Raw genomic sequence first — 21,839 nt, forward strand, 5'->3', positions numbered from 1 at the left:
GAGGCGGCCATGCGAACCATCCAACGGCTGAGCGCGCTACTTCTCACCTCGGCCCTGCTGCTGGGGCTGCCCTACGCGCTACTGGTGCACCTGCCGTGGCCCGACCTCTCCCTGTCCTGGACCGTCCTGGCGGTGCACCTGAGCGGGCTGTCCCTGCCCCCGGGGGTGCCCCAGGCACTGCTCATCGGGACGCTCTGGGGCGTGTGGGGCCTCTTCGCGCTGAGCGTCGTCACCGAGATCGCGGCCCGGGCGAGGGGGCGGCAGCGCGGCTTCCGCCTGTTCGGGCCGCTCCAGGTGATCGCGGCCACCGCGATCGGCACCACGCTGGCCGTGCCGGCGCAGGCCATGGCCGACACCGTCGTGGTCCACGACGTGCAGACGGACACGGCCGACGCCTCCGACGCGCAGGCCCCCGCCGCCGCACCGCAGGCCCCTGCGGACCAGGACGCCGGTCAGGAGCAGGAGACCCAACGGGTCCGCTCCTTCTCCGGTTTCGCACTCAACTCCGCCGAGCCCACCGAGGACATGCGTGAGGACCTCGCCTCGACGGTCGAGCTGATCCGCAAGCACGGCGCACCGGACTCTCCCATCGTGGTGACCGGGCACACCGACGCCTCCGGCAGCGACGCGGTCAACCAGGAGCTGTCCGAGCGCCGCGCGCAGGGCGTCGCCGACCACCTCGCTGCCGAACTCGGGGACAAGGCCCCCGACATCCAGGTCGAGGGTCTGGGCGCCACCCGGTTGCAGGACGGCGCCGACACCCAGGATCAGCGCAGGGTGGAGGTCAGCTACACGGTCGCGCCCGCCGCCAAGCCGAAGGTGCACCAGCCCGTCCAGGAACCGGTGCAGCAGCCCGAGCAGGCGCCGGCGGCCGGGCAGGCCGAGGAGATCACCGAGATGGCCATGGTCAAGGCCGTGACCCAGGTGCCCGGCGCGGACTCCGACGAAGCGGCCCTCCAGCAGGCGGCGGTGGACAGCCCGCCCAAGGTCGTGGTCATGGAGATTCCGGCCGGTGGGCTCCTCAGCACCGCAGCCTTCGCCGGTCTCGTCGGCGGGTTCCTCGTCGGCCGGCGCGGTACCGGCGGCCTGGCGCTGTCGTTGCCCAAGCCCCGTGCGCTCACGGCAGGCATCCGCCGTGAACGGCCCGAATCCCCCGAGATCGACCCGCCCAAGCCGCCGCCCGAGCTCACCGACGGCATCGACGACCGGGTGGTCGTCGAGCTCAACCACATCCCCGGCATCGGCATCACCGGTCCCGGCGCGCCGGGGGCCGCCCGGCGGCTGATCGCCAACGCCCTCTCCGGTGAGGAGGAGCGGTCCGCGCGGGTCCTCATCACCGACTCCGACGCCAGCATGTTGCTGGGGGACGAGGGGCGCACACTGCTCAGCGAGCAGGGCTTCGAGGCGGTGCGGGTCGTGGACACGATGCACGACGCCCTGGCGATCCTCCAGCGCGAGCTGCACGAGAACGCGGCCGACCCCGACGCCGTCGACGACCAGGAGCCCCTGGTCCTGGTCGCCACCCCCGTCGCGGAGTACGAGACCGCGCTGTCGGGGCTGCTGCTGCACGGCCAGGAGCGCGGCATCACCGCGGTCCTGCTGGGGCGCTGGCCGCTGGGCGGCACCTGCACCATCGGCGAGGACGGGGTCATCACCGACACCAGCCCGCCGCTGAGCCGCATCTTCCAGGCCCAGTGGCCCGGATGCGACGCCGAGCACGTCATGGACCTGGTCCGGGAATACGACTGCGACGGCGCCACGGTCGAGTACGACAGCCACAGCGGCACGGTCGGATACCGGTCCGCGGAATGGGCGGCGGAGCTGATCGTGCCCACCGCGGACACGGGGAAGAAGGCCGAGTCCGCGAAGAAGAGGGCCCCTGCCACGCCGGTGCGTGCCGACCGCTGGTCGACGACCGAGGAGGTCGCCGCCGAGTGGGCCGACACGGCGGTGGGCGGCAGCGGGCGTCCGATACCCGACCAGCACGACATCGACCGGGTCCTGTCCATGATCGCCGCCCCGGACGGGCCCTCGCCCTGGAAGCAGGATCGGGAATCCGTCGCGGAGGCGCGCCGCGACGCGGTGGTCGCGGAGGAGCACCGGGGCCTGGAGGTCGAGGAGTCCGAGCAGTCGCCGGCCGAGCCGGCCGAGACGGTCGAGACGGTCGAACCCGTGCGTGCGTCGGCTGCGGACACCGGGTGGGCGTTGGGTCGTCCGGTGGATGTTCCGGTGGTCGCGGAGTCGGCTCCGGTGGTCGAGGAGCCCGTCGAGGCCGCCGAGCCGGTCCGGGAGCCCGTCGCGCACGAACGGCAGGACGTGGAGGTCGAGGAGTCCGCGCAGTCGCCGGTCGAGCCGGTCGAGCCGGTCGAGACGGTCGAGCCCGTGCGTGCGTCGGCTGCGGACACCGGGTGGGCGTTGGGTCGTCCGGTGGATGTTCCGGTGGTCGCGGAGTCGGCTCCGGTGGTCGAGGAGCCCGTCGAGGCCGCCGAGCCGGTCCGGGAGCCCGTGCTGGAAGCACGGCGGGACGCCAGGTCCGACGTCGTCGAGGCGCCGGTCCAAAGCGTCGAGCCGGTCCGGGAGCCCGTGGCTCAGAAACCGGCCGAGCCCGAGGAGGCGGCCCCGGAGAGGGCGGAGGCCCCCGACAGGTCGGTCGAGGAGCCCGTAGCCGCCGCCCCGTCGGAGTCGGTGGCGTCGGAGGGTGCGACGAAGGCGGTGTCGGCGGAGATCGCCAGCGCCTTCTCGGCGCTGAACGCCTCCACCCCGTCGAGTGCTTCCGAATCGCACCCGCGGCCCCCGAAGCCGCGGTCGACCGGTGCCGTGGACCAGGAGCAGGCCCCGGTGCGCGTGACCACCGCGAAGCCCGCCCGCACAGCCGGGAGCGAAGCGACCGGGAAGACGCGAACCGGTTCCGAGCCGGTCCCGGACCCGGCCGCCCCGACGCCGCTCACCCACCGCGCGCGCAAGGCCGGCAAGAGCCGGATGCGGCGGGTGCGGCCCGAAGAGGTCGAACAGCGCCACTTCCGCCCCTCCTCGAAGGGCTGATCGTTCCCGGAGCCGTTCACCCGTGCCCGATCTGGCGCAGGAACGGCTCCGGGTCCTGGTTCTGCACCCTGGTCTCCAGGACGACGTCCACCTCGTCCCCGACCAGGCGTCCGCCCCACGGCAGTGCGCCGCCGTCGCCGATCCCGAAGTCCGACAGGCTGATCAGGGTGGTGGCGGTGAAGAAGTGCCCGTGGCCGTTCTCGTGGTCCCCGTAGTGCGGGGCCTCGCCGACCCACTGGCAGTCGAAGGTCGTCTGCTGCGTCCGGCCGTGGACGGTCAGGTCGCCGTACATGCGGAAGGCGCCTTCCCCCCGCCCGCCCGCCGTCACCCCTGTGCTGACGAAACGCAGTTCGGGGTGGGCGTCCACGTCGAGGAAGTCCGCGGAGCGCAGGTGTTCGTCGCGCGCCCGTACCCCCGTGTTGACGCTGTCCGCCCGGACCGTCACGTCCACCGTCGAGGCGAACGGGTCCGCGGAAACGGTGATCAATCCCTTGGCCTGGCCGAACGTGCCCTGTACCCGGCCGAAGCGCAGGTAGTGCGCGACGAAGATCAGGCTGGAGTGCAGCGGGTCCAGGTGCCACTCGCCCGGTGTCGGCCCGATTCGCTGTTGTTCCTCCGGTCGTGACGTCATGCTCTGATCCCCCTTTTTGACGATGAAATCTGCTCGATTCCCCAAACGAGTATCACCGCAGGAAAGGAACCGCTGGTCAAAGGGGGGCGTTGTGTCCGGACCGGGACGGTTTCGGGCCGGGGGGGGGCGAACGCGCGAAAGCCGCCCACCACGGGGATGGCGGACGGCTTTCGGGCGTGGGGGAGAGATCGGCTACATCTGCTCGGGAGAACGGACCCCCAGCAGGTCGAGCCCCTTTACCAAGGTGTCCAGGGTGGCCGCGGTCAACGCCAGACGCGAGGCGCGCACCGCCGGATCCTCGGCCTTGAGCACCGGGCAGTTCTCATAGAACGACGTGAACGCCTGCGCCAGCTCGAACAGGTAGGCGCACAGCCGGTGCGGAACCAGTTCGTCGCCGACCTGGACCACGGTCGGGCCGAAGCCCAGCAGGGCCAGTGCGAGGGTCCGTTCGGCCGGTTCGTCGACCGTGATCGGTCCGGTGGCCTCGGCCGGCTCAAGACCGCCCTTGCGGAAGATAGACCTGATCCGTGCGGTCGCGTACTGCAGGTAGGGGCCGGTGTTGCCGGTCAGTGCCAGCATGCGGTCGAAGTCGAACACGTACTCGGTGTCGTGGGAGATCGACAGGTCGGCGTACTTCACCGCCCCGATCCCCACTTCGCGGGCGATCTGGGCGCGGGTCGCCTCGTCGAGGTCCGGACGGGCGTCGGCGACCACCTTCGCGGCCCGCTCGATCGCCTCGTCCAGCAGTGCCATCAGCCGGATGGGCGCCCCGCTGCGGGTGCGCAGGATCTTTCCGTCGCCGCCGAGCACGTTGCCGATCTGCACGTGCACGGGCTGGGCCGATCCCAGCCAGCCGGCCTTGCGCGCGGTCTCGTAGATCATCTGGAGGTGCAGGGACTGAGGGGCCCCGATCACGTACAGGACGCGGTCGGCCTTGAGCTCCTGGGCCCGGTGCTTGATGGTGGCGAGGTCGGTGGTGCCGTAGCCGTAACCGCCGTCGCTCTTGCGGATGATCAGCGGGACGGGTTTGCCCTCCCGGCCGGTGAATCCGTCGAGGAAGACGCACAGTGCGCCTTCGCTGACCACCGCGAGGCCCTTGTCCTCCAGCTCCTGGCAGATGGAGCCGAGCGTGTCGTTGTAGGTGCTCTCGCCGGCGAGGTCGGCGTCGGTCAGGGTGACGTCGAGCTTGTCGTAGATCTTGTTGAAGTAGACCGTGGACAGGTCGATGAGGTCCTGCCACAGTCGCAGGGTCTCGGGGTCGCCGGCCTGGAGCGCGACCACGCGCCGGCGGGCGCGTGCCGCGAACTCCTCGCTGCCGTCGAACTTCGCCCGCGCGCCCTGGTAGAAGGCGTTGGGGTCGTTCTTGAGCAGAGCCGCCTCGTCGGAGCCCTCGCCGACCTCCAACAGGTGCTCGATGAGCATGCCGAAGGGGGTGCCCCAGTCGCCGATGTGGTTCTGCCGGATGACGTTGTGCCCGAGGAACTCCAGCGTCCGGGCCAGTGCGTCGCCAACGACGGTGGTGCGCAGGTGGCCGACGTGCATCTCCTTGGCCACGTTCGGAGCGGAGTAGTCCAGCGGGATGTTCTGGCGCTCCTGGAGCGGTGCGCCCCTGCGTTCGTCGCCGACCAGGTCCTGGGTCCGGTCGGCGATCCAGTCCTCGCGCAGCGTCAGGTTGACGAAACCCGGTCCGCTGATCTCGACCTCTCGGCAGACGTCGGTGACGTCAAGGTGTTCGACGATCGCGGATGCCACGTCGCGCGGCTTCCTGCCGAGGCGCTTGGCCAGGGCCAGGGCGGCGTTGGCCTGGTAGTCGGCGAACTGAGAGGGACGGATGACAGGGTCGGTCTCGGCGTAGTCGGCACCGAAGGCGGCGCCGAGCGCGGACTGGACCCGTTGCGTGAGAACTTCTTGCGGGTCGGCCATGCCAGACAGCTTAGTGAGTACTCCCGACCGGCACGGCCTGACCAGCGGGGACCGGATCGGATCCGGCTCGGGGTCACACCGCGGCTGTCATGACCGGCTGCGGGCCGTCCTCGCCAGGGCGCGGCCCGGTCGGCCGGCGGGTTCCAGCGGGGTTCTCCGGCGGACCCGGTCCTCCCGAAGGGGGGGGCAACGGGGCCACCGTCCCAAGGGCTGACGGAATCACCGGCAAGCCGGTCGGCAGGACGCTGTCGAAGCGCGCGGGCTCGCCTTCGGATGCCCCAGGTCGTGGCCGTGTCCGGTCTTGAGTCCTCGGCCTCCTGGAGAAGGTGCCGGAGATCCGGCCGCTGGGAACGCGGTGCGGCTCCCGGCCCACGACCGCTCCCACCACTTCTGTCGCATGCGGACTGTATTTTCTTTCAGGCATCTACTTGCCTAATGGGCAAGTGCTCGTGTACTTTCCTTATAGGCAACAGCATGAAAGCCCGGCAAGCGCCGAAGCATACGAGGCGCTCGCCGTCCCGGACGACAACCGCGAGGGAGTTTTCGCAATGGCATCGCACCCCACCCCCAATGGACACCACGAGCAGGCCCCCGACGCCCACCCCGCCTGGACGCTGTGGGTCCTGGGAGCCGTGGCCATCGGCTACGGCGTCGTCTCCGACCTGCGACCGGACCTGAGCACCCCCCTGCTCTTCGTCCTCGTGGCCGCCGCACTGGCACTGGCCGCCCTGCCCCGCTGGAAGCGCTCGACGGGCGACCGGCCGAAGATGTCGGGACGCGCCAGGGTGATGCGAGGGGGCGTGATGCTCGTCCTGATGGCCCTGGCCGCGGCCGCGGGAGTGGCCATGCGCACCTTCGACGTGCCCTACCCCACCACCATCGGCATCACCGTCGTCGTGCTGACCATCCCGCTGTGGCGCGGACTGCTCAACCGCGCCGCGCGCACCGCGGAGGTGTGACGCCATGACCGGACACGGTGCCCTCGACCAGTCGCTGCTCAACCCCACCCGGCTGTCGATCGTCTCGGTACTGGCGGCCACCCACTGGGCGGAGTCCGCCTACACCCGCGAGGCCGTCGAACTCTCCGACTCGGCACTGTCCAAGCAGGTCAGCGCGCTTGACAAACTGGGCTACGTGCAAGCCGAGAAAGGCTACGTCGGCAAACGCCCGCGCACATGGCTCAACCTCACCGACGCCGGCCGCAAGGCGTTCTCGGACCACGTCGCCACACTCCGGCGTATCGCCGACCACGCACGGGGTCCGGGGCCCGCCACCGAACCCCCGGCCAGAAAATGATCCGCCCCCGACGTTCCTCCAGGGCCCGCGACCGCACCCACCGGTCACGGGCCCTGAGCCCTGCCCGCACCGGTCGATGTGCTCGGCTCCGGACCGCGGCCTCACCGGCCGTCCCGCTGCTGCCCGCCGCACCCGAGGCCCGGGGAGTAGCGGGCGGTCCGGGCCCGGCAGGGGCGATCGCCGCGAGTCCTGCGGAACGCCGGTGGGTCGCCCGGGGCCACGGGGCGAATCGCTGCACGCGATGGTGGCGGCGCCGGTTAAGCGGGCCGGTGGTCGGTGCAAAAACGCTCGACCGCCCCGCGGGGTGTGGGCCGCCACGCGCGCAGTGCGGCCCACACCAGTGCGGCCGAGGGGATCAGGGTGGCCAGGTGCCACGGAACCCGCCACCACGGGCCGACCTGGTGGGTCGCCACCGGCTCGACCTGTCCCGACAGGGCGGGGACGGTGGCCAGCGACCACATGAGGAAGGCGTCGCCTACCGGGAGCGTGCCGCCCAGGTAGCGGCGTTTTCCGTTGAACTCCACGGCCGCGCCGCTCGCCTCGGCGAAACCGGTCAGGGCGGAGGCGGCCGGCTCGTCGCGCAGGAGGACGGCGCCCGCGAGTGCCACGGTGCTGGCCGACGCCGACAGTCCGAAGAGCAGCGGTCCGGAGTCCACGTCGCCGGGGGAGTCGTCCCCGCGCGGGTACTCCCGCACCCCCGGGAGCATGAGGTGGGGGGAGCTGAACAGTTCGCGGAAGACCGCGTAGTCCACGGCGGCCCACTCGGGGTCGATCTCGTACAGGAAACGCAGGAGCAGCGACTGCGAGCTGGCCCGTGCCCCCTGGACCGTGCTGCCGTCGCCGGAGTCCACCCGGTGCGGGAGCAGACCGGTCGCCGGGTCCGGGAGGGCCGAGGCCGCAGTGATCCACCGCTCGACGAGCTCGGTGTTGCGGCCGTCGCCGGCCAGGTCGTCGCGCAGCCGCAGCGCGGCCACGGCCACGACACTGTCCACCGGCCATGCCTGGCCGGGATAGGCGTCCAGGAAGGGGGTGCCGCGCCCGATCGAGGAGTCGAACGCAGCGGACAGCTCGGCGGTGGCCGTGTTCAGCGTGTCCATCTCGGCTTCGGCGGACTCGGGGCCGCCTGCCACCGATACGATCCGTCCGCGCAACCAGTTCGACCAGCCCGAGTGGAACACCCCGTGGGCGGGGCTCCCCTCGGCGGGAAACGGCGCGGTTCCGGCCGGGGAGTCCAGCCGTTCCAGGGCCCAACGAGCCTCGGCCAGTGCCTCCGAACGGTGTGCCGTCTCCCGGTCGGCGACGTCCAACCAGGTAAGTCCGTAGAGGGCGTGGGAGAAGAAGTACCCTTCGGGAAACAACCCCTGCATGTCTTCCCCCGCGCCTTCGCGCAGGGCGTCGCCCACGAAGGCCAACCGGGGGAGCGCGTCGGCGACCGTCTCGGCGTCGGTGCGTGCCAACGGGGAAGGGGTGTAGGAGCGGACGCCGACCAGACCGGCGCCGGCGGCCACGGCGGCGGCCGACAGGGTCAACAGGACGGCGGCCACGGTCCGGAACGGGCTCTGGCGGGGCTGGGGCGTGTCCATCGGCCCATCATGCCCCACCCCCGCGGTACGCCCTGTGCCACCCGACGGCAGCGACGCGGTGGGTCGGGAAGCGGGATCAGTCCTCGCTCTGCCCCAGCCGGTGCAGCCAGGTGGGGGTGCGGCTGAGCCCTGCGACACCGCGGCGGATCTGGTCGGTGATGCGCCCGGCGGCGAGATCCCGGGCGAGCAGACAGGCGCCGGTCACGCCCCGCGCGTGGCTGTCCCCGTGCGCGATGACCACGGTGCCGTTGAGGCCGAGCAGCACCGCGCCGCCGTAGCTCTCGGAGTCGAGCCGTTCGCCCAGCTCCCGGAGCGCCTTGCGTTGCAGCAGCGCTCCCGCCTTGGCCATCGGGCTGGAGGTGAGGGCCTCCCGGATCTCGCCGAAGGCGAACCGTACCGCGCCCTCCACGGACTTCAGCGCGACATTGCCGGTGAAACCGTCGGTGACCACCACGTCCACCAGACCGGCGAGCAGGTCGTGGCCCTCGATGTTGCCGCGGAAGTCCAGTCGGGCCTCCTCCGCGTGCGCGGAGAGCAGTTCAGCCGCCTTGCGCGCGAGCCGGTTGCCCTTGCCCGGCTCCGAACCGATGGTCAGGATGCCGACCCGGGGCTCGGCGATGCCGTGTCCGATGCGTGCGTAGGCCGCGCCCAGGTGCGCGAACTGCATCAGCATCTCGGGCTTGGCGTCGGCGTTGGCGCCCGCGTCCAGCAGAATCGTGGGCTTGGGCCGGGTGGGCAGGACCAGGGCCAGGGCCGGGCGCAGCACACCGGGCAGCGTGCGCAACCGCACGGTGGAGGTGGCCACCACCCCGCCGGTGGATCCGGCCGACACCAGGGCGGCGGCCTCCCCCTGGCGAATCAGCTTGCACGCCACGGCGACGCTGGAGCGGGCCCGGCGCCATGCCGCCAGCGCGCCCTCGTGCATGGCCAGGGTCTCCTCGGCGTGCACGATGGGCAGTTCCCTGGACGCGCCTTCCGCGGCCACCAGCGGGGCCAGTTCGGGGCCGCGCCCCACCAGCAACAGCCGCAGTCCGTGCTCGCGTACTGCCTGTACCGCGCCTGAGACGATCTCCCGAGGAGCGTGGTCGCCGCCCATCGCGTCCACCGCGATGACCGGCTGGGGCGGAGGGACGGGCCGTCGCACGACGGTCGTACTGGTCATGGGTACCTCCGGGGATGCGGGGGCGGTCCGCGGCAGCCGCCCCTGCGCAAGGTTATGCCGAGTTGGAAGAACACCGGACGAGACGGCGCATTCCGGCGCGCCCACCCGTCACCGGTGACGCCTTTTCGGCAAAGCCCCAGATCAGAGCGGGAATGGGTGGGTGCAAAGATTCCTGGACCGCGCGCCCAGTCTGCGGCGCGGGAAACGAATCCGGTCGTCCTCTTCCCAAAGCCTCATTTTTCACGTCATGTCGTGGCTGTGCGCTGCGCGAAAACGTCGCGGTGTCGCGGTCGCAGCGGGCCGAGCCGCCTTCGCGGTCCGCGCGGTGGCCGCCGTGCCGTCCTGCCGGTACACCGCCTACGTCGTCGACGGGCCGACCGACCGGGACGCCGCTCCGACGACCCGATGCACCTGCTCGCCCTTCCCCGGGCGGACATCCTTCCCGGCGAGGACGTCGCACGGATCGCCGGGCGGGGGCGGTGTGGACGGACCCGCCGAGGTCAACGGGGGAGAAGGCGTTCGTGGTGCACCTGATCCAGGCGCGTGCCCTCAAACCGGTCGCCACCGCGCCACCGCGCTGATCCGGAGCAGACGGGCCTGCCCGGCACATCGCGCGGGGGCAGGCCCGTCCCGGTCAGACGAACAGCGCCACGTGCCCGGACGGTTCGGGAGCTCCGTAATGAAGTCCCTGCTGGGGGGGAGCACTCGGGACCGTCTCGCTCGGGGTGATCCCGGCGACGCAGCGCCTGGCCAGGAGGAGCGATGCCTCCCGCAGGTGCGCGATGCTCTGGGCCAGGGAGTGCACGATGACCGGTTCGAAGGCGTTGAACTGCAACTGTCCGGCCTCGGCCGCCATGGTGATCGCCGCGTCGTTGCCGACTACCGTGAACGCGATCTGGTTCACCAGTTCCGGGATCACCGAGGCGTCCTCGCCCCGCACCGAGCCGGGGTGGGCCTGCACCACGGGCAGGTCGATGTCGTTGAAGCCGCTGCGCGTTCCTGAGGACAGCAGCCGCAGGTCGTTGGAGATCTTGGAGAGTTCCACCGCGATGCGTTTGAGCACCCCCGACAGGTCCACGAACGCCGCGCAGTCCTGGGTCGCCTCCGCCACGGTGGCCACCGAGGTCAAGGGAAGACCGGTGATAAGACACAGGTGGCGGCGCACGGCCTCGGAGTACCCGGCCACCGCGTTGCTGCCGATGCCGGGGACGCCGACGTTGACCTCGTACAGCGTGCGTGCGACGTCGCGCAGGCGTCCCTCGTCGCGGCCGAGCATCCCCGCGTAGGCGTGGAATCCCTGCCCCAGTGACATCGGACTGCAGTTGCGGGCCTGGGCGCGGCCGATCGTGCGGACCCCGTCGAATTCCGCGGCTTTCTTCGCGAACGCTTCGCGGAGCGTCTCCAGAGCCGTGATCAGGCCGCCGAGGGCGGTGATCGTGGCGATCTTGGCGGCGGTGGGGTGGACCTCGTTGGTCGACTGGCCGAGGTTGACGTCCTCGGTCGGGTGCAGGTACTGGTACTCGCCCCTGTTGTGCCCCAGGATCTCCAGGGCCCGGTTGGCGATGACCTCGTTGGCGTTCATGTTGGTCGAGGTGCCCGAGCCGCCCTGGACCACGTCCACGACGAACTGCTCGTGCAGGTTCCCCGACCTGATCTCCTGGCAGGCCTGGATGATCGCCTCGGCTCGGCCGCCGCGCAGCAGTCCCAGTTCGCGGTTGGCCTGTGCGGCGGCCTCCTTGACCGCCGCCAGGGCGTTGACCAGGTGCGGGTGGGCGCTGACCGGGACCCTGCTGATGGTGAAGTTGCCCAGGGCTCGGCAGGTGTGGATCCCCCAGTAGGCGTTACCGGGGATCACGCCCTCGCCGAGTCGGTCCCGCTCGATCCGGCCGAGGCCGGCTGTCGCGGGTTTCGCGATCCGGCCGGCGGGCGGACGCGGGAGGCGGACGGCTACTGGTGCGCGCATGGGAGCGGTCCTTTGTCAGTCGGAAGGAGGCGGCAGCGCCGAGCGGTGGGGAGCACGATCGTGGCCGGACAGACCGTCACTGCGCGGCGGAGGTGTGAAGCGTGATGGTGGTGAGGCTGGTCTCCACCTGGTTCAGGTGGGCCTGCATCGCCGTTTTGGCCTTGTCGGGCGACACGTGGGCGATCGCGTCGACGATGATCCGGTGTTCCCGATCGGAACGCTCGCGGCGCCCGTGCATCTGGTTGACGAAGGTGGACTGGCGGGCCAGGGCGTCGCGGATCTCCTCGATGACCCGCCGAAAGACCGGGTTGCCCGACGCCTGGGCGATCGTGATGTGCAGCAGGGTGTCGAGTTCGACCCAAGCGGCTTCGTCGCGTTCCTGCTCCATGCGTTTCAGTAGACCGGCGAGCATGAGGAGGTCCTCGTCGGTGCGCCGGACCGCCGCGTAGCCGGCGGCCGGTATCTCCACGTGCAGTCGTACTTCCATCAGGTCGCGGGCCGAGTAGGAACCGAACCTCGTGGGCTCGACCGCGGCGGCGGACTGGACGAAAGTCCCCTTGCCCGTGTGCGTGACCGTCATACCGACTGCCTGGAGCGCGCGCAGTGCCTCGCGGACCACCGAGCGGCTGACCTGATGGCGCTGCGCCAACGCGGTTTCCGCGGGCAGTTTCGCACCGACGGGAAACTCGCCTTTCTCGATTGCCGCGCGGAGGTCGGCCAGGACCGCCTCGACCGCTCCCGTGCGGAGAACCGGTTGAGGTGACCCTGTCGCCGATCTGTCTGACAGGTCCATGAAGACAGCATGAATGCGTGTGGCAATGTCTGTCAATAATTGGCTTTATGTTGTTTTTTGCGTCTTCCTGGTCGGGAGGCGCGCGGTTTTCACAGCGCATACCCGGTAGCGCGGGCCGCGGACGGAGGCGGGGCGAGCCCGTCCCTCCGGCGCGCCGAGGAGCGTCCCGGAAGGCGGGCGAGGCTTTCCTGCGGGGTGACCGGCGGGTACAGGCGCATTTCTCCGGTGGATTCACGGTGGATGAAAGGGGGAGTCGTGGTTGTGCGCGCTGAAGGGGGAATTGCCGTCATTTCCGCGGCGCCCGCGGCGCCGCCTCCTCGGTGGTGCGGGGAGCCCCGCCCCGTGCCCCGCGAGGGGTGTTGTTTCGGGTGAACAGGGTCAACACGGCGGCGGCGACCATCGCAGCCGCGGGGAACACCGCCAGCAGGTGCATGGTGTCCAGATAGGCGTCCCGGAACACCGAGGACATCAGCCTGCTGATCTGTTCCGCTGCACCGGGGCCCGTCCCCGGGGGCAGAACCGGGGGTGTCGCGGGGCCGCCCAGTTGCACCCCTCCGCCGGTCCGGTCCAGTCCGTCCGTGAACGCCTTGCGCAGTTCCGGCGGGAGCTGCCGGGCCTGTTGTGCTGCCTGTGCGCCCATCTGGTTGCTCAATCCGACCTGGAGTAGCGCGCCCACGATCGCTCCGCCCAGCACCGACCCGAGCTGGCGGGTCGTGTTGAGCATGCCGGAGGCCGCCCCGGCCAGTTGCGACCGAACGTTGTACATCGCCAGTGAGCTCATCGGCCCGAACGCGCATCCGGTGCCCAGACCCATGAGGATCTGCGGAGCCAGGAAGTTGTGCCACGAACTGTCCGGCCCACCCGTCAGCAGGAGCCAGCCGACGCCGATCGCGAACGCGCTGAACCCGGCGAACAGGATGTACTTGCCGCCGTATCGGTCCACCTGGCGTCCCGCGATCGGCGCGGTCACCATCGAGACCAGCGACGTCGGGATCAGGGTCAGACCGGCCTGGAGTGCGCTCATGCCCAGTACGGACTGCAGGTAGATGACGAACACCAGGGAGAAGGACAGCAGCGACATCGACAGCAGTGCGGCGGTGATGTTCATCAGCCCGAAGTTGCGGTCGGCGAACAGGGCGAACGGGATCAGCGGGTCGTGGCCCTGCCGTGCCCGCTGCTGGAACAGGAGTGCGACGAACAGGAGGCCGCCGGCGGTCAGGATCACCGGGATGCTCACCACGCCGTAAACGGTGCCCCAGTGGAAGCGTTCGCCCTCGACGAGGCCGAAGGCCAACAGGGACAGCGCGAGCGTTGCCAGGAGCACCCCGCTCCAGTCCAGCCGCTGCCGCCGTTGCGGTTCCCCGGTCTCGCGGGGGATCAGCAGGACCGCGAGGACCAGTGCCACCACCCCGAAGGGGAGGTTGACGAAGAAGATGAACCGCCAGTCGAGCGCGGTGACCAGGAGCCCGCCCAGTGTCGGTCCGGCCACGGTGGCCAGGCCGGCCACGGAGCCCCACACTCCCAGGGCGGCACCACGGTGCTGGGCCGGGAAAACCCGGATGATCAGGGCCATGCTCTGCGGCACCATGATCGCCGCACCCATCCCCTGGACCACGCGGGCCGCGATCAGGAACCCGATGCCGGGGGAGAGGCCGCACAGGGTCGAGGCGGTCGTGAACAGCGCCACGCCGATGATGAACATGCGGCGCGGCCCGTACAGGTCGCCCAGCCGCCCCGCGGTGATGATGAGGACCGCCAGGACCAGGGCGTAGGCGTTGACCACCCACAGGATCTCGTCGAGGGCGGCGTCCAGGTGCGTGATCATGTCCGGGATCGCGATGTTGACGATCGTCAGATCCAGCAGGGTCATGAAGAACCCGATGCACAGGGCGATCAGGATCATCCACGGGTTTCCCCGTAAAGCGGCCATGAGACTCCTCGCGTCCGGTGGGGCTGCGAGAACACTCTGCCCTGAGGACCGCCGCCGCACGCCCGACGCGGGTGTGCGGGTCAGCGCCCGTCGCGCACGGCCAGCCGGTTCTGGCGCCGGCCCGCCCGCCGGCGCGGCAGGGCGTCCCGGGCCAGGTCGGCGGCGCCGATCATGCCGGCCTCGTTACCCAGGGCCGCGCGCACGATCTGCGCCTCGGGTCGGTAACCGCGCCCGGTGAGGTTGCGGCGGAAGTACTGACGGGTCGGCTCCAGCAACAGGTCCCCGGCCTCGCACACGCCGCCGCCGATGACGAACAGTTGCGGGTCGAAGGCCGCCGCGAGATTGGCCAGTCCCACCCCGAGCCAGGCGCCGGCGTCTTCCAGCAGTTCCGAGCTCGCGCGATCGCCTTCCCGGGCCAGTTGGGTCACCAGCGGGCCGGTGATCAACCCGGGGTCCCCGCCCACCGCATCGAGCAGCCGGGTCGCCACGGGGGAGTCGGCGACGGCCAGCTCGCGTGCCTCCCGGGTGAGGGCGTTGCCGCTCGCGTACTGTTCCCAGCAGCCGCGGTTGCCGCATTCGCAACGATGGCCGTTGGGGACCAGCGTCATGTGGCCGAACTCTCCGGCGAGTCCGTGGCGTCCCCGCCGCAGACGGCCGTCGATGATCACGGCACCGCCGATACCGGTGCCCAGGTTCACCACGACCACGTCGCGTAGGCCGCGCCCCGCCCCCAGGCACACCTCCGCCCACGCGGCGGCGTTGGCGTCGTTCTCCACCACCACCGGGACGCCCAGCCGTGTCTTCAACGAGTCGCGCAGCGGTTCGTCGCGCCAGGACAGATGGGGTGCGAACAGGACGTTGGCCCGTCGTTCGTCGACGAACCCGGCCGCGCCGACCCCGACGGCCTCCACGCGGTAGTCGCGTCGCAGTTCCTCGACGACGCCGACGATGGTGTCCTCGACGACCTTGGGACTCTTGCTGCGGTGCGGGGTCTCGGTCCGCAGACGGGCCAGGACCCGGCCCGCGGGGGTGACGACGCCGGCCGCCACCTTCGTTCCGCCGATGTCGACCCCGACCGTCAGTCCTCGCCGGGTCGGGCCGGCCCCTTTGGTGAATGCCATAGCGCCAAGAACCTTATTGGACCCGCGAGGTCGGTTCAGGCACGGGGTTCGCCCAGGGCGTTTCGCGGCGCGCCGACCAGCGCGGCGGCTCCGGCCGGGCATTCCTGGTCGAGGTCGTGGCGGCCCGCGATGAGTTCCTGGAAGCGGATCTTGGCGCGGATCAACGGGCGTCGCACGCGGTGGTCGCGGCGGGTTGCCGCGATGAGCTTGGCCGACCCCTCGGGGTAGCGCCACCGGGCCCAGGGGGAGTCGGGGACGGCCAGGCGGATCGCGGCGACGATGCCGATCACGGGGATGAAGACACCTGCGATCCCGGTCCAGATCTTGCCCTTGGCCAGACTCACGACCGAGCTTGCGGCGTTGGCCAGGACGAGGACGGCCGGCCCCGCCTGGGCCAGTGCGCCGCTGGGATCGGCTTCGGTGAATTCGGTCCAGCCCACCGGCCGCAGGCCGGTCAGAAGGAGCCCGCTGAGGGCGATCGCCACGAACACCGCGTCTACGGAGGCACGGCCCTGTTCGGTCCAGTAGACGTCGCGCAGGTGCAGGATCAGCGCGAACTCGTCCAGGACCAAGGCCGCCCCGAAACCGAACACCCCTGCTGCCACGGCGATCGCCCAGCCCTCGCGGTCGGTGACGAGCAGGCCGCCGACCCCGCCCAACAGCATGAACGCGACGCCGAACACCACGTGGTGAATGTGGAGTCCACCGGGGGTGATGTCGCTGAACCACCAACGGACCCGGGCGCGGATCATCCGGACGCTGAGCCGGATGAGGAGAAAGCCGGTGACGAAGGCCACGAAGAAACTGAACAGGGGCAGCCGACCTGTTGCCACGATGCCGGCGGCGAACCACTCGGCCATGCGGACCTCCCCGAAGGTGCGGTGGTGATGACCGATTATGACCGCGTTGGTCCACTGCCTCCAACGAATCCCTGTGACCTCTTGGTACGGCGGGCTGTTCTCGTTCCCCCGGGGCGGTCGCGGGGGGCCGTACCGCCCGTCGAGAGGGTGCGTAAGGGTGGGCCGCGGTCCCTCGGGGATGCCGGGCAGTGGCATCGTTGCCGCCGGTTCCCAGCACCGGGCCGGCCTGCCGGATCCGTTGTGCATACCGAACCGGTCGGGAAATGACGGCCATCAGGAAGCACGTCGCCCTCAAGTAAATATGTCTAGACAAAGTGTTGACACGCTCTTTTGGGGCGGCGTAGAAACATCCATGTGACGTAGCAGACACACCCAGGTGTGTTCAAACACGTTCAACAGTCATACTCGGAGGAAGAAATGCGGATCGGTCTCGTCGGAACCGGACGGATCGGCGCCTCGCACGCCGCCGTGATCGCGTCCCGGCCAGAGGTCAGCGAGCTGGTGGTCGCGGACGCCGACACCGAGCGGGCACGCGCGGTCGCCGGCCGGGTGGGCGCGTCCCTGGCGGCGACCGCGGAGGAGCTGACCGCGCCCGGGGCGATCGATGCCCTGGTGGTCACCGCGGCGACCGACGCCCACCCGGCGCTCATCACCGCCGGGGTGCGCGCAGGGATCCCGGTGTTCTGCGAGAAACCGGTCGCTCCCACCGTCGCCGGCACCGTCGAGGTCCTGCGTGCCGTGGAGGAGGCCGACGCGCTGGTGCACATCGGTTTCCAGCGCCGCTTCGACGCCGGTTACATCCGGGCCCGTGCGGCGCTGCGCGACGGTGAGCTGGGCACACTGCACCGCGTACACGCCATCACCGCCGACCCCGCGCCGCCGCACGCCTCCTACATCCCCACGTCCGGCGGTATCTTCCGGGACTGCCACGTCCACGACTTCGACATCGTGCGCTGGGTGACCGGCCGGGAGGTGGTGGACGTCTACGCGCTCGGCAGCAACCGCGGGGCGGACTTCTTCGCCGAGGCGAACGACGTCGACAACTCCGTGGCGCTGTTGCGGCTCGACGACGGCACCCTGGCCACCCTGCACGGGTCCCGCTACAACGGCGGCGGTTACGACGTGCGCATGGAGCTGGCGGGAGACCGCGCGACCATCGCCGTCGGCCTGGACGAGCGGGTCCCGTTGCGTTCGGCCGAACCCGGCACGGCCTTTCCCGCCCAGGCCGCCTGGCCCGACTTCTGGACCCGCTTCACTCCTGCCTACGAGGCCGAGATCGTGGCGTTCCTCCAGCTGGTCAAGGACGGCGGCCCGAGCCCGTGCGGGGTCGCCGACGCCCTGGAGGCAGTGCTCATCGCCGAGGCAGCGGACCGCTCCCGGCGCGAGGGCCGCCCCGTGACGATCGCCGAAGTCCGCCCCACCCTCTGATCCGGTCCCGAGACGGGAGACCTCCATGACCCCCACCCCCGAGCAGCCCCGAATAGCCGGAGCCCCCATCTCGTGGGGGGTCTGCGAGGTCCCCGGCTGGGGGTACCAGCTCGCCCCCGACGCCGTCCTCCCGCAGATGCGCGAGGCCGGCCTGAGCGCGACCGAGTTCGGTCCCGACGGCTTCCTCCCCGCAGCTCCCGGGGACAAGGCCGCGGCGCTCGCCGGACACGGCCTTGCCGCGGTCGGGGGGTTCGTCCCGGTCGTGCTGCACGAGGCCGCCCACGACCCGCTCCCCGACGTGGACCGGGCCATCGACGGCTTCCTCGCGGCCGGGGCCGATTCCCTCGTCCTGGCGGCGGCGACCGGTACCGACGGCTACGACGCCCGGCCCCGGCTCGACGCCGACCAGTGGACGGTGCTGCTGGCCAACCTCGACCGGCTGCGCGAACACGCCGCGCAGCGCGCCGTCACAGCCAGCCTGCACCCCCACGTCGGCACCCTCGTGGAGACGGCGGAGGAGGTCGACCGGGTCCTCCAGGGCAGTGAGATGCCCCTCTGTCTGGACACCGGCCACCTCCTCGTCGGCGGCGCCGACCCCCGGACGTTCACCCGTGCCGCGGCCGGACGGATCGCGCACACCCACCTCAAGGACGTGGACGGAGTACTCGCCGAGCAGGTGGTCTGCGGTGCCCTCGCCTACAGCGAAGCCGTCGCCACGGGGCTCTACCGTCCCCTCGGCCACGGTGACGTGGACCTCGCCGGAATTCTCGACGACCTCGTGAAAGCGGGCTACTCCGGGTGGTATGTGCTGGAACAAGACGTCATGCTTGCTGCTGCGCCGGAGGGAGAAGGACCGCTCGCCGACGTGCGGGTCGGAGTCGCCTTCATCCGTGACCGGCTCGGTTGAGCATTCGCAGTCGATGGCCGCCGGTCACTGCTCCGGTGGCGATCACCCCCGAAAGTGAAGAAAATGGGCAGCACCCTCACGGAAAACGCCTGGCGGGGACGGATACGTCCCAATGCCGGTCCGCGGGGTCCAAGCAACGGTGGAGGCAAAACAATGAGGTTCGGACAGAGCCAGCGGACCCTGGCGGCACTGGCGGTCGGGGGGCTGCTGCTCGCCGGCTGCACCACTGGCGAGCCGACCGGCGGGGATGCCGGCGGCCAGTCACCGGAGGCGCTCGGCTCGGGGCCGCTGACCTTCGCGGTCGTGACGCACAGCAAGCCGGGCGACACCTTCTGGGACGTGGTCAAGAGCGGTGCCGAGCAGGCCGGGACCGATCTGGGCGTCACCGTCAACTACGCGGGGGACCCCGACCCCGCCCAACAGAGCCAGTTGATCGACAACCAGGTCGCCCAAGGGGTGGACGGCATCATCGTCTCCATGGCCAACCCCGAAGGAGTCCGCTCCGGCGTGGAGGCCGCCGTGGACGCCGGCATCCCGGTCGTCACCATCAACTCGGGTCTGGAGCAGTCGCAGGAGTACGGGGCCATCACGCACGTGGGCCAAGGGGAGCGGCTGGCGGGTGAGGCGGCAGGCGAACGGCTCGACGAATCGGGTGCGGCCAAGGCGATCTGCGTCATCCACGAGGCCGGGAACGTCGGGCTGGAGGACCGCTGCGCAGGTGCCGCAAAGACGTTCGGCGGGGAGATGGAGAACCTCCAGGTCGACGTCTCCAACGCCGCGGACGCGCGCACCACCATCCAGAACAAGCTGATCTCCGACACCGACGTGGACGCGGTCCTCACCCTGAACCCGGGTATCGCCACCGCTGCGGTCGGCGCGGCGGCCGACGCGGACTCCGACGCGGCGATCGCCACCTTCGACGTCTCCGCCGACATCACCAAGGCCCTCACCGACGGCACCGTCCTGTTCGCCATCGACCAGCAGCCCTACGTCCAGGGCTACCTCCCGGTGACGCTGCTCGCCCTCAAGGCGCGCAACGGCAACGACGTCGGCGGCGGCCAGCCGGTCTACTCCGGTCCTGCCTTCATCACCAAGGAGAACGCCGAGCAGGTCCAGGCGTTCGCGGACCAGGGAACCCGGTAATGGCCACCGCGACCATCCCCGTGACCGGGCCGGACCGAATCGATGTGCCCCGCGCACCGCTGCGGGTCCGCGTCCTTCGGCGCCCCGAGGTCGGCGCGCTCGTCGCGGCGGTCGTGGTCTTCGTCTTCTTCTCCGTCGTCACCGACGCCTTCCTGACCCCGGCCGGCGTCGCCACCTGGCTGGAGTCGGCGGCGCTGTTCGGGATCATGGCGGTCGCGGTCAGCCTGCTGATGATCGGCGGCGAGTTCGACCTGTCCACCGGCGTCATGGTTGGCTCCACCGGGCTGATCACCGGGGTGCTGGCGACCGCGTTCGGCGTCGACATCTGGGTCGGAATGGTCATCTCGCTGATGGTCGCCCTTGCAGTGGGCTTCGGCAACGGGATGATGGTGATGCGCACCGGCCTGCCCAGCTTCATCGTCACCCTGGGCGCCTTCTTCATCCTGCAGGGGCTCAACCTCGCGGTGACGAAGGCCGTTACCAACCAGGTCGCGGTCCAGGGGTTCTCCGCGGTGCCGGGTTTCTGGGACGCCCGGTGGCTCTTCGGATCCAGCATGTCGATCGGCTCGGCCACCATCCAGGTGTCGGTGCTGTGGTGGCTGCTGTTCACCGCCACCGCGACCTGGGTGCTGTTGCGCACCCGCGTCGGCAACTGGATCTTCGCCGTCGGCGGTGACGCCAGGAGCGCGCGCCAGACCGGTGTCCCGGTGCTGGCCACCAAGATCGGACTGTTCATGACCACCGCCCTTGCCGGCTGGCTGGTGGGCATGTTGTCGCTGTTTCGCACCACCACCGTTCAGGCGTCCACCGGTGTGGGGGTGGAGTTCATCTACATCATCTGCGCGGTCGTGGGCGGCTGCCTGCTCACCGGTGGGTTCGGGTCGGCGGTCGGCGGGGCGCTGGGCGCGTTGATCTACGGGATGACCTACCAGGGGATCGTTTTCGCGGGGTGGGACAACAACTGGTTGAAAGCCTTCCTGGGGGCGATGCTGCTGGCGGCGGTCGTGGTGAACATGTACGTCCGCAAGCGGGCGGAGACCGCCGGTGCCGCGGAGACCAAGCAGACGACTCCTCAGGTAGGGCCGCCGGACCCAGAGGAGGCCGGGCCTGCGGTCGGCCGGGGAGGCGAGGAGGGATGACAGCGGTGCGAGACGACACGGCGGGACGGACCGCGTTCATCGAGGCGCGCGACTGCGGGAAGTCCTATGGACAGGTGGTCGCGTTGCAGGGCGTCACGACCGAGGTGGTCGCGGGTGAGGTCACCTGTGTGCTGGGCGACAACGGTGCGGGCAAGTCCACCTTCATCAAGATCCTGTCGGGAGTGCACCAGCACGACCGGGGCGAACTGCTCGTGGACGGCGTTCCGACCAGATTCACCGGTCCGAGGGAGGCACTGGCCGCCGGCATCGCCACCGTCCACCAGGATCTGGCGATGGTGCCGTTGATGCCGATCTGGCGGAACTTCTTCCTCGGCTCGGAACTGACCAAGGGGCGCGGTCCCCTGCGCAGGCTGGACGTGTCCGCGATGCGCGCGACCACCCGGGCCGAGCTGCTGCGCATGGGAATCGACCTGCGTGACGTCGACCAGCCGGTGGGGACGCTCTCCGGCGGTGAGCGCCAGTCAGTGGCGATCGCCCGCGCGGTCTATCTCGGGGCGCGCGTGCTCATCCTGGACGAGCCCACCGCCGCGCTGGGGGTCAAGCAGGCCGGGGTGGTGCTGCGCTACGTCGCCAAGGCTCGTGACCGGGGGCTGGGGGTCGTGTTCATCACGCACAACCCGCACCACGCCTATCCGGTCGGGGACCGCTTCATGCTCCTCAAGCGGGGCGAGAGCCTCGGGGAGTACGCCAAGGCCGACATCGCCCTCGACGAGCTGACCCGGTTGATGGCCGGCGGTTCGGAGCTGGAGGAGCTCAGCCACGAACTCGGCCGACGCTGACGCGCTCCGTCGGTGTGTCCGTCCCGGCAGTCGGTGCGGGGACGGGCACGGACGGCCACGCCCAGTATGACCGAATCTCGTTCTAGTTTTCTGTTCGGCGAGTCGGTAGAGTGCCGCG

General features: G+C 70.6%; 17 protein-coding genes. 8 read left to right on the forward strand and 9 right to left on the reverse strand.

Features of this window, described 5'->3' with window-relative positions; all coding sequences use genetic code 11:
- The first annotated feature begins 9 nt into the window (after positions 1–9).
- Entirely contained in the window at positions 10–3,042 is a 3,033-nt protein-coding gene (locus QSJ59_RS09015; RefSeq protein WP_285758574.1) for an OmpA family protein, read from the forward strand.
- Between the two features lie 16 nt (positions 3,043–3,058).
- On the opposite strand, the gene QSJ59_RS09020 is transcribed toward QSJ59_RS09015, so the two are convergent.
- Both QSJ59_RS09020 and argS read right to left on the reverse strand, forming a co-directional pair.
- Positions 3,059–3,673 (reverse strand): YceI family protein, encoded by a 615-nt coding sequence (locus tag QSJ59_RS09020; protein ID WP_285758575.1) that lies wholly within the window; start codon positions 3,671–3,673, stop codon positions 3,059–3,061.
- Positions 3,674–3,865: 192 nt separating this feature from the next.
- A complete protein-coding gene (gene argS / locus QSJ59_RS09025) occupies positions 3,866–5,596 on the reverse strand; it encodes an arginine--tRNA ligase (RefSeq protein ID WP_285758576.1) in 1,731 nt (576 codons plus the stop codon).
- 548 nt (positions 5,597–6,144) lie between these two features.
- Here argS and QSJ59_RS09030 point away from each other — a divergent pair.
- Both QSJ59_RS09030 and QSJ59_RS09035 read left to right on the forward strand, forming a co-directional pair.
- Positions 6,145–6,555, forward strand: coding sequence for a hypothetical protein (locus tag QSJ59_RS09030; protein WP_285758577.1), 411 nt, complete (start codon positions 6,145–6,147; stop codon positions 6,553–6,555).
- 4 nt (positions 6,556–6,559) lie between these two features.
- Positions 6,560–6,892: a winged helix-turn-helix domain-containing protein gene (locus QSJ59_RS09035; protein ID WP_285758580.1), complete on the forward strand. Its 333-nt coding sequence runs from the start codon at positions 6,560–6,562 to the stop codon at positions 6,890–6,892.
- A 257-nt stretch (positions 6,893–7,149) separates the two neighbouring features.
- On the opposite strand, the gene QSJ59_RS09040 is transcribed toward QSJ59_RS09035, so the two are convergent.
- The 7 genes from QSJ59_RS09040 to QSJ59_RS09070 form a co-directional block, all read right to left on the reverse strand.
- Positions 7,150–8,475: a hypothetical protein gene (locus tag QSJ59_RS09040; RefSeq protein ID WP_285758581.1), complete on the reverse strand. Its 1,326-nt coding sequence runs from the start codon at positions 8,473–8,475 to the stop codon at positions 7,150–7,152.
- A gap of 76 nt (positions 8,476–8,551) precedes the next feature.
- Positions 8,552–9,637: a phosphate acyltransferase PlsX gene (gene plsX / locus QSJ59_RS09045; protein WP_285758582.1), complete on the reverse strand. Its 1,086-nt coding sequence runs from the start codon at positions 9,635–9,637 to the stop codon at positions 8,552–8,554.
- Positions 9,638–10,271: 634 nt separating this feature from the next.
- On the reverse strand, positions 10,272–11,600 hold the full coding sequence (locus QSJ59_RS09050; RefSeq protein WP_285758583.1) for a lyase family protein: 1,329 nt from the start codon (positions 11,598–11,600) through the stop codon (positions 10,272–10,274).
- A gap of 76 nt (positions 11,601–11,676) precedes the next feature.
- Positions 11,677–12,393, reverse strand: coding sequence for a FadR/GntR family transcriptional regulator (locus tag QSJ59_RS09055; RefSeq protein ID WP_285758584.1), 717 nt, complete (start codon positions 12,391–12,393; stop codon positions 11,677–11,679).
- A 286-nt stretch (positions 12,394–12,679) separates the two neighbouring features.
- On the reverse strand, positions 12,680–14,323 hold the full coding sequence (locus tag QSJ59_RS09060) for an MFS transporter (RefSeq protein WP_285758585.1): 1,644 nt from the start codon (positions 14,321–14,323) through the stop codon (positions 12,680–12,682).
- 80 nt (positions 14,324–14,403) lie between these two features.
- Positions 14,404–15,444 carry an ROK family glucokinase gene (locus tag QSJ59_RS09065; protein ID WP_285758586.1) on the reverse strand — a complete coding sequence of 347 codons (1,041 nt, stop codon included), beginning with the start codon at positions 15,442–15,444 and terminating at the stop codon, positions 14,404–14,406.
- Positions 15,445–15,479: 35 nt separating this feature from the next.
- Complete coding sequence (locus QSJ59_RS09070; RefSeq protein ID WP_285758587.1) at positions 15,480–16,304, reverse strand: hypothetical protein; 825 nt, start codon at positions 16,302–16,304, stop codon at positions 15,480–15,482.
- 417 nt (positions 16,305–16,721) lie between these two features.
- Here QSJ59_RS09070 and QSJ59_RS09075 point away from each other — a divergent pair, with 417 nt between their 5' ends.
- From QSJ59_RS09075 to QSJ59_RS09095, 5 genes are all read left to right on the forward strand, one after another.
- A complete protein-coding gene (locus tag QSJ59_RS09075; RefSeq protein ID WP_285758588.1) occupies positions 16,722–17,732 on the forward strand; it encodes a Gfo/Idh/MocA family protein in 1,011 nt (336 codons plus the stop codon).
- A 25-nt stretch (positions 17,733–17,757) separates the two neighbouring features.
- Positions 17,758–18,639: a sugar phosphate isomerase/epimerase family protein gene (locus QSJ59_RS09080; protein ID WP_285758589.1), complete on the forward strand. Its 882-nt coding sequence runs from the start codon at positions 17,758–17,760 to the stop codon at positions 18,637–18,639.
- Positions 18,640–18,792: 153 nt separating this feature from the next.
- Positions 18,793–19,782 carry a substrate-binding domain-containing protein gene (locus QSJ59_RS09085; RefSeq protein WP_285758591.1) on the forward strand — a complete coding sequence of 330 codons (990 nt, stop codon included), beginning with the start codon at positions 18,793–18,795 and terminating at the stop codon, positions 19,780–19,782.
- Positions 19,782–20,921, forward strand: coding sequence for an ABC transporter permease (locus QSJ59_RS09090; protein ID WP_285758592.1), 1,140 nt, complete (start codon positions 19,782–19,784; stop codon positions 20,919–20,921). Before QSJ59_RS09085 ends, QSJ59_RS09090 begins: the two co-directional genes overlap by 1 nt.
- The gene (locus tag QSJ59_RS09095; protein ID WP_285758594.1) at positions 20,918–21,721 is read left to right on the forward strand and encodes an ATP-binding cassette domain-containing protein; all 804 of its coding nucleotides are present in this window, start codon (positions 20,918–20,920) and stop codon (positions 21,719–21,721) included. The genes QSJ59_RS09090 and QSJ59_RS09095 overlap by 4 nt, the downstream gene beginning before the upstream one ends.
- Positions 21,722–21,839: the final 118 nt, after the last annotated feature.

This window comes from Nocardiopsis ansamitocini (assembly GCF_030268225.1).
Classification (GTDB): Bacteria; Actinomycetota; Actinomycetes; order Streptosporangiales; family Streptosporangiaceae; genus Nocardiopsis_D; species Nocardiopsis_D ansamitocini.

Excerpts from the sequence above, each read along its gene's own strand:
- QSJ59_RS09095 (WP_285758594.1), top strand. The coding sequence starts at position 20,918 with ATGACAGCGGTGCGAGACGACACGGCGGGACGGACCGCGTTCATCGAG.
- QSJ59_RS09055 (WP_285758584.1), bottom strand. The coding sequence starts at position 12,393 with ATGGACCTGTCAGACAGATCGGCGACAGGGTCACCTCAACCGGTTCTC.
- QSJ59_RS09065 (WP_285758586.1), bottom strand. The coding sequence starts at position 15,444 with ATGGCATTCACCAAAGGGGCCGGCCCGACCCGGCGAGGACTGACGGTC.
- QSJ59_RS09050 (WP_285758583.1), bottom strand. The coding sequence starts at position 11,600 with ATGCGCGCACCAGTAGCCGTCCGCCTCCCGCGTCCGCCCGCCGGCCGG.
- QSJ59_RS09075 (WP_285758588.1), top strand. The coding sequence starts at position 16,722 with ATGCGGATCGGTCTCGTCGGAACCGGACGGATCGGCGCCTCGCACGCC.
- QSJ59_RS09040 (WP_285758581.1), bottom strand. The coding sequence starts at position 8,475 with ATGGACACGCCCCAGCCCCGCCAGAGCCCGTTCCGGACCGTGGCCGCC.
- QSJ59_RS09035 (WP_285758580.1), top strand. The coding sequence starts at position 6,560 with ATGACCGGACACGGTGCCCTCGACCAGTCGCTGCTCAACCCCACCCGG.
- plsX (WP_285758582.1), bottom strand. The coding sequence starts at position 9,637 with ATGACCAGTACGACCGTCGTGCGACGGCCCGTCCCTCCGCCCCAGCCG.
- QSJ59_RS09070 (WP_285758587.1), bottom strand. The coding sequence starts at position 16,304 with ATGGCCGAGTGGTTCGCCGCCGGCATCGTGGCAACAGGTCGGCTGCCC.
- QSJ59_RS09020 (WP_285758575.1), bottom strand. The coding sequence starts at position 3,673 with ATGACGTCACGACCGGAGGAACAACAGCGAATCGGGCCGACACCGGGC.
- QSJ59_RS09090 (WP_285758592.1), top strand. The coding sequence starts at position 19,782 with ATGGCCACCGCGACCATCCCCGTGACCGGGCCGGACCGAATCGATGTG.
- argS (WP_285758576.1), bottom strand. The coding sequence starts at position 5,596 with ATGGCCGACCCGCAAGAAGTTCTCACGCAACGGGTCCAGTCCGCGCTC.
- QSJ59_RS09085 (WP_285758591.1), top strand. The coding sequence starts at position 18,793 with ATGAGGTTCGGACAGAGCCAGCGGACCCTGGCGGCACTGGCGGTCGGG.
- QSJ59_RS09060 (WP_285758585.1), bottom strand. The coding sequence starts at position 14,323 with ATGGCCGCTTTACGGGGAAACCCGTGGATGATCCTGATCGCCCTGTGC.
- QSJ59_RS09030 (WP_285758577.1), top strand. The coding sequence starts at position 6,145 with ATGGCATCGCACCCCACCCCCAATGGACACCACGAGCAGGCCCCCGAC.
- QSJ59_RS09015 (WP_285758574.1), top strand. The coding sequence starts at position 10 with ATGCGAACCATCCAACGGCTGAGCGCGCTACTTCTCACCTCGGCCCTG.
- QSJ59_RS09080 (WP_285758589.1), top strand. The coding sequence starts at position 17,758 with ATGACCCCCACCCCCGAGCAGCCCCGAATAGCCGGAGCCCCCATCTCG.